This is a genomic window from Pseudoalteromonas sp. Isolate6, from assembly GCF_022398435.1.
Taxonomy (GTDB): Bacteria; Pseudomonadota; Gammaproteobacteria; order Enterobacterales; family Alteromonadaceae; genus Pseudoalteromonas; species Pseudoalteromonas galatheae.
This window is the reverse complement of the sequence record NZ_JAKEVK010000041.1, coordinates 19,351-30,595: the sequence shown is the minus strand read 5'-3', so window position 1 is coordinate 30,595 and position 11,245 is coordinate 19,351. Positions and strand designations below refer to the sequence as shown.

Below are 11,245 nucleotides of genomic sequence, written 5' to 3'. Positions count from 1 at the left end.
AATTCATTTTTTGTCCATAGTTTCTTGATATTTTCTCGTTATTTAGGGCTGTTCACATTGGTGCTTGTAGCAAAAATAACGGTTTTTCCTGTGTGGATTAACGGTTTTTTGATCTAACCCTATAATTTAACAAGGTATTAATATCTTGACTTTGGATCATTCTGCTCCACAATGGAATGAAGAATAAATAATAATGCGTATAGGGTTTAAATTAGCCGCCTATGTTACTTTTTTCTCCAAATGCTGAGCTTGATGCCGGTATATTCCTTAAAGAAGAGCGAGCAAAGTTTCGGGAACTACGTAATTTACTCAATATTGCGCAATCTAGCCTACGTAAGCTGCTAGAAACACCATCGTCAGCGCAAGACCAAGAACTTCAGCGCCAAAACGCCGAGGATTGGTATCAACTGCAACAGTCGACTGGTGATACGTTAAAAAATGACTCACGAGATATTGAAGTCTTTGTGTGGTGGTTATCCTCACTAGCATACAAAAAAGAAGATCTATCCTTATTTAATGCAGGGTTAGACGACTTTTTGTTTGCGCTAAAACAGCTCGGTGAGTCAATTCATCCTAAACTACCTGAAAAAAAAGTAGCGAAACTTGATGACGCTGAAGCTGCTCAAAAACACTGTGATAATCAAACCAAACCGCTTGAACAATTGACGGGCGATAGCCCAAGTTCAGGGCTGTTAAATGTGCCACTAATGCGCTATCCGTTTATTGATGACTACACCTTCAGTGATTATGTTTCGGCTCAGAAAGACGGTAGTCTCGAAGCCAAAAAAGCTGAGTTTTCCGCGGTTTTACAATCCAGAAAAACAGAGCTGGTCTCACGCTTTGATATCTTGAGTGAGATTGAAAGCAAGCTTAAAGAGATTGATTTATTCGTTAACGGATACCGCAATAAGCACGGACTTGCATTGCTCGGTTTTCGTTTTGTTCGCGATGCGATAAAGCAAATTAAGCTGATGTACCAACACTTCTTTCCCGATGTTGTAAAACAACAAGAAGCAACTGAAGTTTTGGTACAAAAGGAAGAGAATCAAGTGGTTGTTGAAGCAAGTAAAGAGCCCGCGCCACAACCACAAGCCACGGTAAGTGCAGCTGTCGCAGAAGCGACCATCACCCAGCCTGTGATTGCCAAAGCGGCGTATACCCGTGAGCATGCACTGGAAGACTTAAATAAAATTGCGGTTTTCTTTAAGAAGACGGAGCCGCATAGCCCCATTCCCTATTTGCTCGCCAGAGCCATACGTTGGGGCAACATGTCATTCTCTGATTTGATGGGAGAATTGATTGCAAAAGATTCACCTGCGCTTGCCGAGATAAGCAAGTTAACAGGCGTTGACAATGACTTAGGCGAGTTGTTGTCGGAAGAGAGTGTAGCAGTATCTAGTCCGAACCCCGCGGTTGTAGAAACGGTAGTGCCCGAAGTAGTGCAACCGATTCAAACAGACGCAGAGCCAGTACCAGAAGTTAAGCCTGTAACCAAAGATAGTTCCTCGTCAGGGCCACTCTGGTAATTAATAAAGATTAAATTTATGCCTACACTTTGTAGGGAAAAATAACATAGCTATGGAGAATACAAATGGCGTCAATTTTCATGAGAATCGACGGCAATGACAGCATCAAAGGGGCTGCAACAGTTGCCGATTTAAACAGCAAAAAAGGTTGGTTTGCGGTAGATAGCCTATCTTGGGGCGCTATGCGTGGCGTTTCTGTAGATATTGGTAATGCAAACAACCAAGATAACGGTATGGTAGCACTTGGCGAGATCAGTATCTCAAAGAGCTATGACGGTGCAACACCGTACCTACTTACCTATTTATTCCAGCCAGGTGCAGACGGTAAAACCGTTGAGCTAGTAATGACTAAGCCATCTCGTGATGGTAAAGGAATTGTACCTTACTACGTTATTTCTCTAGAAGAAGCACGTATGGCGAACTTTAGTATCTCTGGCAGTGATGGTGGTCAGCCATCTGAGTCATTCTCGCTTACTTATACTAAAATTGAGCAAATCTTCTTCGTTGAGGATGAGGGCGGTAAGCTAGAGAAAGCAGCATCTGTTAAATATGATGCAACGACTAACCAGCTTACTTCTGCTGCAGATCTTAAGTAAGGTAAATCACTATGGCACTTAATTCGCAACATAAGCGCGTTAGTAAAAACCGCGTAAGTATTACCTACGATGTTGAAACTAATGGCGCAACTGAGAAAAAAGAGCTGCCGTTTGTATCAGCGGTACTCGGTAATTTCTCTGGAGACAGAGAAGACCCAAAAGAAGTTGAAGATCGTGAATTTATTCAAGTAGATCAAGACAACTTTGATGACGTACTGGGCCGTATCCAACCTTCATTGACATTAAAAGTCGACAATGTGATTGAAGCTGATGACAGTCAGTTTGAAGTTAATTTAGATTTTGACTCAATGAAAGACTTTGAGCCCGATGCGTTGGTTCAACGTATTGAGCCTTTGAAAAAGCTACTTGAAACGCGTAATCAGCTGAATGAATTGCTGAGCAAAGCAGATCGCTCTCGTGACTTTGAAAAGTTACTAAAAGACATTCTACAAAGCGCAGACTCTTTGAGCGCGCTGTCTGATGAACTTGGCGTTAAAGGAGAGGAATAATGTCTGAAGAATTACAGCAAGATGGTGGTGCAGCTGGTGAAAGCGGTTCGTTTTTAGACCGTGCAATCAGTGCGACAAGTCAAACTGCGCCAGACAGAACCAAAGAGCTACTTACTTCTTTAACCAAAGAAGCGATGTCAGGCACAGTGACTTGGGATAAAAACTTAACAGATACCATCGCGAATGCGGTGGCTGAAATTGATAAGAAAATGTCCCAACAGCTTTCAGCAATTATGCAACAAGATAGCTTTCAAGAGTTAGAAGGTTCGTGGTTAGGTTTGCAAAAACTTATCCGCAACAGTGCGCTGGGTACATCTCAAAAGGTGAAGTTACTCAATATCACAAAAGATGAGTTACTTGAGCAGTTTGAAGACGCACCGGCAGTCGACCGCAGTCCGCTATTCAATACGCTATATCAGCATGAATATGGCACTGCAGGCGGTGAACCTTACGGCCTAATTTTAGGTGATTACGAGTTTTCTCAAAAAGATGAAGACGTTGCGCTTTTGCGTTACATGGGTGAAGTGGCTGCAGCCAGTCATGCACCATTTATCGCAGCAGCAGCGCCTGAAATGTTCGAATTAAGTAGCTTCTCAACATTTAGTGAAGGAAAGCCAATCGCGCCGGCATTTGACTCGCCAAGCTATGCGTCTTGGAACTCATTTAGAGAAAGCGATGATGCACGTTATGTGGCATTAACTATGCCTCGCACGATGGCGCGTTTACCGTACGGTGGTAAAGGCAAAAAAATCAAATCATTTGAGTTTGAAGAGCTAGCGACAGATACCGCAGGCAATCCAAAACCAGCGAGCAATGACGAGATCGTTTGGTCTAATGCTGCGTATGAAATGGCGCTGAAAATGAACCAAGCTTTTGAAGCATACGGTTGGTGTACTGCGATCCGTGGTATGGACAATGGCGGTAAAGTAGAAGCTTTGCCTAACCTAACTTATCTAACTGATTCTGGTGATATCACGCAGCAGTGTCCGACTGAAGTTAACTTAACGGATGAGCGCGAGAAAGAACTGAGTGATTTAGGTTTCCTTCCGTTAGTTCACTATAAGAACACCGATTATGCTGTGTTCTTAGGCGGGCAAACAACGCAAAAACCTAAAGAGTATACCGATCCGGATGCGACAGCGAATGCCGCAATCTCAGCGCGTTTACCGTATATCATGGCGAGTAGTCGCATTGCGCATTATCTCAAAGTAATGGGTCGCGACAATATTGGCTCTAATATGGAAGCGGCTGATATCCAGAAGGAAATGAGTGAGTGGATTGCAATGTACACAAACTCAGGTGCGATGGGTAATGCAGAGCGTGCAAAAACCCCACTTGCTGAAGCACAAATCTCAGTGATTGAGCAACCAGGCCGTCCTGGTGCTTACTCGGCAGTTGCGCATTTACGTCCTTGGCTACAAATGGAAGAACTAACAACTTCTGTGCGTATGGTTGCAAGCCTACCGGGCTAAGTTTATAACGCCTTATTCAAGCGTTAAAAACACTCAGTGAAGCGAGGTATGCGATACCTCGTTTCATTTCTGCGTATTAACCGACTGATCGCTGGAACACTATTCCTCATGTCTAGGACTGAACACCATTCAAACAATGTTGCGCTGGTAAAGCACCTAATTGCTGATATTGACCGTTTGATCAGTGAGCAGTTGTCTTTGGTTATGGCCCATCGCAAATTTACGGCATTAGAGGCGCGCTGGCGGGCATTACATGAATTAGTTAATTTACCGGTCAACTATAAAACCGTCCGAGTAAAAATCTTAAATATTGCTTGGTCAGAAATTTCCCAAGATCTCAATATTTCTCCATCAGTCAAACAGGCTAAATTATACAACCTCATTGCGAATCGAGAGTTCAATACGATGGGGGGAGAGCCTTATGGATTGGTTGTGATAGATCACAACATTAGCCTTGATATCGATTATGCCAATGAATTTGACGATATTTACACGTTAGAATTACTTGCTGAATTGGGAGAGAAAAGCCTCTGTCCTATCGTCTTGGATGCTGATGAAGCTTTCCTCGGGGCGATAGGAGAGTCTTTTTTATGTGATACCGCGAAGATCAAGCGGGTGTTGGCGGCGCACGATTTTGAGAGCTGGCATCGCTTGCGGGCTAAAGACAATAGTCACTTTATTGGTCTCGTTTTCAATAAAATAGGTTATCGCCGTATTTACCGATTTCATCCTGCGGGGTTTGTGTTCGACGAAGAAGCCGATGACAATTTTCGCTGGGGAAACACAGCCACAACCTTTTTGAAAAACGTGATGATTGAGTTCAATCGCGTGCGCTGGTTTGGCTTTTTGAAATCTCGCAAGCTAGACGGCTCTGGTGGCAGTGCTATTAGCTACTATGGCGCAAAGAAAGATGACCTGCCGGTGGTTTTTAAAACTCGTATCTCAGCGAGTAATGCTGCCTTTATTTCTCAGCTTGGTTTGATCCCTATTTTTCATAACCCTTTAAATGAAAGATACTTTTTTCAATCGAATAGCTCAATCAAAGTGGAAAATGACACCGAAAATCGCTACCTGCTCCAAACCACATTGATGGTCAGCCGAATAGCACATTATCTCAAAGTACAACTTAGGGAGATGATTGGATCGTCAATGGAAGCGCATGATTGTGAAAATAGGCTTACCCATTGGCTTGAACAATACTGCTCGAACTCAATTGTTTCTGATGAAATGACGCTAGCGAAAATGCCACTCAAATCTGCGAAAGTCAGCGTTGTTGAAGAGCCCGGCGAATTTAAACGTTATGGCTGTCATGTTGACCTTGTGCCGCAATATCAATTCGACAGAGTGGCAAGTACAGTAAGTTTATCAACGGCGGTGGAACGATGAGCTTTTTTAGTGCGTTTTACATGGATAGAGAAGACGTATCGGTCGATCAAGGTAACGAAGTGGTGCAGTCCATCCACCACAATATTGGCCTTATTTTAAAAACCGAAGCGGCATTTTTACACGACAATGAGAGTGAGCTGGTGAACCAATCGAGTATCTGCTTTGGCCTCGAAGATATCGCGCTATTTAGTCGGCTCAATAGCGGTGAGCAAATAGCGATGCGGATCAAAAATAAAATTAGCCAATTTGAGCCAAGGTTACACAGTGTTGAGGTCAATTATTTAGCGCAAGATGAAGAAAAGCATATCACTAATACGATGCGTTTCGAGGTTTCCGCGATGTTGTCGTTTGAGGGAAAAGAAGAGTTATTGCAGTTTGATACGGACATCGACTTAACCCGCCTCACTGTGTTGATAGAAAACGAGAGCCAATATGATTAGCCGCATGTTAAAGCACTTTGAAGATGAATTAGCGAGCATTCGTTATGGCCTTGAGGGGTTCCGTAAGCGTTTTCGTAGAGAGGCTGAGCATATTAACCTCAATGACAAGGGGCAAGAAGACCCGAACGTAACCCGCCTCATCGACAGTTTCGCATGGGTGGCAGCGAAAAATGCGATGGAAATAGATGCCCTACGTACACGTCATGTGGAAGAGTTTGCTGATATTGTCTCCCCAAATTTATTCAAATCACTGCCTATGGTGGTGCAAGCGCATTTTCAACCTAATGCGGATGACTTTAATAAGCCTGTGTTTTTGGATAAACAGGTAGAGGTTGAGCTTGATGTCATTAATAAAGGCGATGACAACACAACCGTGAAGTTGTGTAATTCTCTGCCCGTCACCTTTACGCCGATGACCGTTTCTCGTTTTAAGTTGGAGCAAACGCCGTTTCAACATGCTATCCCTGAAAACTTTGATAGCAAAGAGGCACCTTATTGTCTGCGCGTCGAACTATCACCGCTAAGTGGTGATGTTGATGTTCAGCAGGCGCTGACGCAACCAATCCAGCTGCATTTTAGTAATGAGTCGATAGGCCGAAACGTTGCCGACATTATCAACCAAGCGGTGAAGAAAGTGGCTATTAGCGTGGCGGATGATGAGTTTGCCTATGATATCGGTGAACACAATTTTCACCCTTTGCTCGCGGATAATGATTTTCTTATCTCACCAATCAAAAGCAATGAAATTCCGGTTTATTTTAAGCTCAAAGAGTATTTCTCAATCCCTGCTAAACGGCAGTTTTTCATCTTGAAAAACCCTCATAAGATAAATGTCGCGCATGGCAAAAGTGTTTACATCGACTTTTATTTAAATGAGTTGGGCGCAGTGTTACTTGAAGAGAAAAACCTCTCGGTCAAAATAAATAAGACACTCTTTAGTAACTTATTTCATCAATCTTCGGAACCGGTGAGAGTCAACTATCAAGAGCTATCGTATCCTGTTATTGCAGACGCCAGTCAGCGTCATATTCAGATTTATTCAATCGATAAGGTTTACGTCGTAACTTCGGCCGGTCAAAAGGAAATTCCACCTGTGGTCGGCACGCAAACTGTTGATTTTCAGTCGCAACTATATTGGTCACAGAGCAACAAATTAGGCCATATTGAAGCAGCAGATAAGGCCACTTCTTTGGATGAGGTGAAGCACTTGGTGTTGCCAATCAATAAGGCGACCAAGGCTTACCCCAATGGGTTCACCGCATTTGCAGAGATCAGCTGTTACGATGCGCAGTTAGCCAACAAAATCCATGTTGGTAATCAAATCGTAGTAAATACAGAAGAAGCGCTAGCTGGGGAGTTTGAAGTCGGTGGCGTGACGATTCAACCCAGTAGCATGGTGACGGACGAGAAAAATTATTGGAGTTTGCTCAAGCTGATGTCCTTTAATTTATCTCAGCTGTTACAGGCACAAGACGCGAAGGCTACCTTGATTGGCTTCTTAAAATTGTTTGTTAATGCTAATGCCACACATCAAGAGCTCAATTCAATTTATGATGTTACGGCAAAAAAAATGAATGCCCCGTTTTTGGTTGAAAATCGCATGATCTTTGTCCCGGGGATGTCGCTGACATTGACGTTAGATAACTCAGAGTTAAACGCGGATTTTTCGTTGTTTGCTGAGCTACTCAATGACTTTTTAGCGGCGCAAACACCATTTGATCGCTGCAGTCAGCTAACCGTGGAATACACCAGTTACAACTGGCCAGCAAAGCGCTTTGAAGCACAGTTAGGAGCGCGCGTATGCAGTTAACGAAACGCTTATTTAGCAAAGTATCGTCGGTACTTCATTTTACGCGCTTACTGAGAGTCGCTGGGGCAAAAAAAATCAGCTTTAAACAGCACTTGTTTTCAGACACGTATGGTAAGCGAAAAATCGACTACCAAGAACTGGCTGATCAGCACTTTGTGGTCGATAGCAATGAGGCAACGTTATTTGGTGAGCGAGGCGGGTTACCTCATTTCATCCTGGATTGGTTGAAAGAGGCTTACTTACGTAATAATCGCGCGTACCTCAGGTTTTTGGCCATTTTCGACAACACTTTTGTTCATCAATCTTTAGAACTCAAAGCATTTGCATCTAAGGTGTTTCGCGCCGAGGCCACGACAACAGAGCAGCAACAGCGTCAATTATTGCAAAGTTACTTCAGCTCGCTAACCGAAAACTACGAAACACTATCGATGATCCCGGCGACTTTGATTACGAGGGCTGAGCATTACTCTTTGAGTAATCTTCAGCGCTTGCTTAAGCATTATTTCCCTCATCCTATTCGGTTAGCGATGAGTGACATCGAGGTGAAGGAAATTCCCCCAGCCGCAAGAAGTCGTTTAAGCGCTTGTCAGCTTGGTAGAGGGGCTGTGCTGGGTAAACAATTTGCCCAGTTAGGTAGAACCTTAACGGTAACGGTTAGCTTTGATGATGCGATGGTTTTTTCAAAGTTAGAGAAACAGGAAGCAGAACAGGTGGCGTTGTTAAGTGCCATCAAGTCACTTTGCTGCCACTACGTCAATCACGAGGTGGCGGTGGAAGTTGAAGCCGAATACATCGGAACAGTACCTTCTACTTTGGTACTCACGAATAATTATAAGGGCATTGTGCTTGGGGTAAACGCCAACTTAGCAAGGCGCAATGACGACCAGAAACGAACGGTAAGGGCTCTGTAGAGTTAGGGATAAGTATGTCTCAAGTATCTATTTCAAAACTAATTTCTTATTTAGACAGTAACTTAAAAAATGCGCTGGAGTATGCCGCTGCAGATGCCATGAACAGCCAAGCTGGCGCCATTGAAATTGAGCATTGGTTCATTTCGTTACTGAAAGGACGTGATCCTAAGTTGCAACAGTTTCTTGAGTCGCAACAGGTTAATATTGCACAGTTTGTGCAAGAGCTAGAGCAAAAACTAGGTCAGTTGGCACCGAGTCATTCAGGACAGCCTACCATCAGCCCTGAGTTGATAGACTTAGTGAAGTCTGCGTGGTTGGTTGCGTCGGTTGAATTTTCTCACAGTGCCGTTGCGGGGCTACATCTGTTACTTTGCATATTGCAGCCCGATCCATTGTCGTTTAAGCAAAAAGAGTTTACTGCACTTAAGAATGTCTCTGTTGAGAGCTTAAAAGAGCATATTAAAACGCTATCTATTTCGGCTAAAACACCAGCAAAGGGCGCGACAAGTGCACCGCAGAGTGTGGTAACGGGGGCGTTAGAAAAATATACCGTTAATCTTACTCAGGCGGCTCAGGCAGGTGAGCTAGATATTGTCTCTGGGCGTGCAGATGAAGTTAGGCAAGCCATTGATATCTTGTGTAGAAAACGACAAAACAACCCTATTTTTGTTGGCGAACCTGGGGTGGGTAAGACCGCCGTGGTGGAAGGGTTAGCGCAAAAAATTGCAGCGGATGAAGTACCTCCGGTTTTGTCTGGTGTGCAAATTCATTCACTGGATCTTGGTTTACTGCAAGCGGGTGCGAGCGTTAAAGGGGAGTTTGAAAATCGCTTAAAAGATGTAATTAACGAAGTAAAAACCTCAGAAGTGCCCATTATTGTTTTTATTGATGAGGCGCATACTTTGATTGGCGCAGGTGGTGCGGAAGGACAAAACGATGCCGCTAATTTGTTAAAACCGGCACTAGCGCGAGGCGAGTTTAGAACCATCGCGGCAACGACTTGGGAAGAGTATAAAAAATACTTTGAAAAAGACCCTGCACTGACACGCCGTTTCCAAGTGGTCAAAGTCGACGAGCCGAACGCAGAAGATGCGTTGCAAATGCTGCGTGGTGTCGCAGAGTCGCTAAAGAGTCACCACAATGTGTTTATCACAGAGGCGGCGCTACAAGCTGCCGTTGATCTGTCTATTCGTTATTTACCTAGTCGAAAGCTCCCAGATAAAGCCATCAGTGTGCTAGACACATCGTGTGCTCGTATTGCCTTAACGCAAAACGCAAAGCCTGCGAGTATCGAAGCAACAGAGCAGGGAATTCGCTACTTGGACAAAGAGTTAACATCGCTGACAAAAGAAAACGACATGTTGGCGAACCAAGCTGCAGCCATAGCCGCAAAAGAACAGAAAAAGACTGAACTAGAAGCGCAACTGGTTACATTGAATACGCAATGGGAAAAAGAAAAAGCGCTTGTATCTGAACTGGCACAAATCCAAGCGGGTGAGCAAGCGGGAGATTTCACGGCGAAATTGGCTGAACTCAAGTCGTTGCAAGGCGAACAGCCTATGGTTCATGCCATTGTCGATGAGCAAACTATTGCGGAGGTAATTGGCGCTTGGACTGGCATCCCGATTGGTAATTTAGTTAAAGATGAAGTGGCGAAACTACTGACATTAGAAACAGCTTTACATCAGCGTATTATTGGTCAAAAGCATGCGCTACATGAGTTGTCTAAGAGTATTCGGGTTTCGCGTGCCGGTCTGACTGATAAACGTAAGCCAGTTGGCGTATTTTTGATGTGTGGCCCAAGTGGTGTAGGTAAGTCAGAAACTGCGCTTGCACTTGCGGATCAGCTTTTTGGTGGCGAGCAAGACATGACGGTCATCAATATGACCGAGTTTAAAGAAGCGCATAAGGTATCTATGTTACTTGGATCGCCAGCAGGTTATGTTGGTTATGGTAAAGGTGGTGTGCTAACTGAAGCGATTCGTCGTAACCCTTATTGTGTACTGTTACTCGACGAAATGGAGAAAGCGCACCCAAGCGTCCATGATATTTTCTATCAAATTTTTGATAAGGGCTGTATTCAAGATAGTGAAGGTCGTAATATCGATTTTAAAAATACTTTGATCATCATGACCTCTAACGCTGCTGACAGTGAAATTGTCGATTTTTGTAATGTCAGTGAGTCTCGCCCTGATTTAGTAGAGTTAGTGGACAACGTACGACCTGCGCTACAGAGCTTTTTCAAGCCAGCCTTTTTAGGTCGTTGTAATATCATCCCATATTATCCTTTAAATACTGCGGAGTTAGCTGAGATCACGGGGATATCGCTAAAACGTGTTGCGCAAAAACTACAAGAAACCTATGGGGCAACATTAAATTATGATCAAGCCTTTGTGGATTATGTGGTTGCCAAAGGAAATGAACCAACTATAGGTGGTCGTGCCATTGAGCAAATAATCAATCGAAACCTGATGCCGCAATTGGCTGAAAGCTGTATCGAGCGGATCAGCTTAGGCGAACCTATCCGTGAAGTGGTGATCTCAGGTTCAGCGGATGCCTCGGGCTTTGAGTTAGCTATAAATTGATGAAATGATG

The 11,245-nt window shown here is 43.9% G+C and carries 9 protein-coding genes; all 9 read left to right on the top strand.

Translation table 11 applies throughout. The features are described 5' to 3' along the window. Positions 1-221: 221 nt before the first annotated feature. Complete coding sequence (locus tag L1D50_RS08385) at positions 222-1,526, top strand: type VI secretion system ImpA family N-terminal domain-containing protein (RefSeq protein ID WP_239965869.1); 1,305 nt, start codon at positions 222-224, stop codon at positions 1,524-1,526. Positions 1,527-1,591: 65 nt separating this feature from the next. Next, complete coding sequence (locus L1D50_RS08380) at positions 1,592-2,122, top strand: type VI secretion system tube protein Hcp (RefSeq protein WP_045989241.1); 531 nt, start codon at positions 1,592-1,594, stop codon at positions 2,120-2,122. A gap of 11 nt (positions 2,123-2,133) precedes the next feature. After that, the gene (gene tssB / locus L1D50_RS08375) at positions 2,134-2,631 is read left to right on the top strand and encodes a type VI secretion system contractile sheath small subunit (RefSeq protein ID WP_045989242.1); all 498 of its coding nucleotides are present in this window, start codon (positions 2,134-2,136) and stop codon (positions 2,629-2,631) included. Further along, the gene (gene tssC / locus L1D50_RS08370; protein WP_128727248.1) at positions 2,631-4,103 is read left to right on the top strand and encodes a type VI secretion system contractile sheath large subunit; all 1,473 of its coding nucleotides are present in this window, start codon (positions 2,631-2,633) and stop codon (positions 4,101-4,103) included. Before tssB ends, tssC begins: the two co-directional genes overlap by 1 nt. Positions 4,104-4,211: 108 nt before the next feature. After that, the gene (locus L1D50_RS08365) at positions 4,212-5,489 is read left to right on the top strand and encodes a type VI secretion system contractile sheath large subunit (RefSeq protein ID WP_128727249.1); all 1,278 of its coding nucleotides are present in this window, start codon (positions 4,212-4,214) and stop codon (positions 5,487-5,489) included. Beyond that, complete coding sequence (tssE, locus tag L1D50_RS08360; protein ID WP_128727250.1) at positions 5,486-5,929, top strand: type VI secretion system baseplate subunit TssE; 444 nt, start codon at positions 5,486-5,488, stop codon at positions 5,927-5,929. The genes L1D50_RS08365 and tssE overlap by 4 nt, the downstream gene beginning before the upstream one ends. Next, positions 5,922-7,739 (top strand): type VI secretion system baseplate subunit TssF, encoded by a 1,818-nt coding sequence (locus L1D50_RS08355; protein ID WP_128727251.1) that lies wholly within the window; start codon positions 5,922-5,924, stop codon positions 7,737-7,739. Before tssE ends, L1D50_RS08355 begins: the two co-directional genes overlap by 8 nt. Next, a complete protein-coding gene (locus L1D50_RS08350) occupies positions 7,730-8,650 on the top strand; it encodes a type VI secretion system baseplate subunit TssG (RefSeq protein ID WP_128727252.1) in 921 nt (306 codons plus the stop codon). The genes L1D50_RS08355 and L1D50_RS08350 overlap by 10 nt, the downstream gene beginning before the upstream one ends. A gap of 14 nt (positions 8,651-8,664) precedes the next feature. Beyond that, entirely contained in the window at positions 8,665-11,235 is a 2,571-nt protein-coding gene (gene tssH / locus L1D50_RS08345; protein ID WP_138522497.1) for a type VI secretion system ATPase TssH, read from the top strand. The last annotated feature ends 10 nt before the right edge of the window (positions 11,236-11,245 follow it).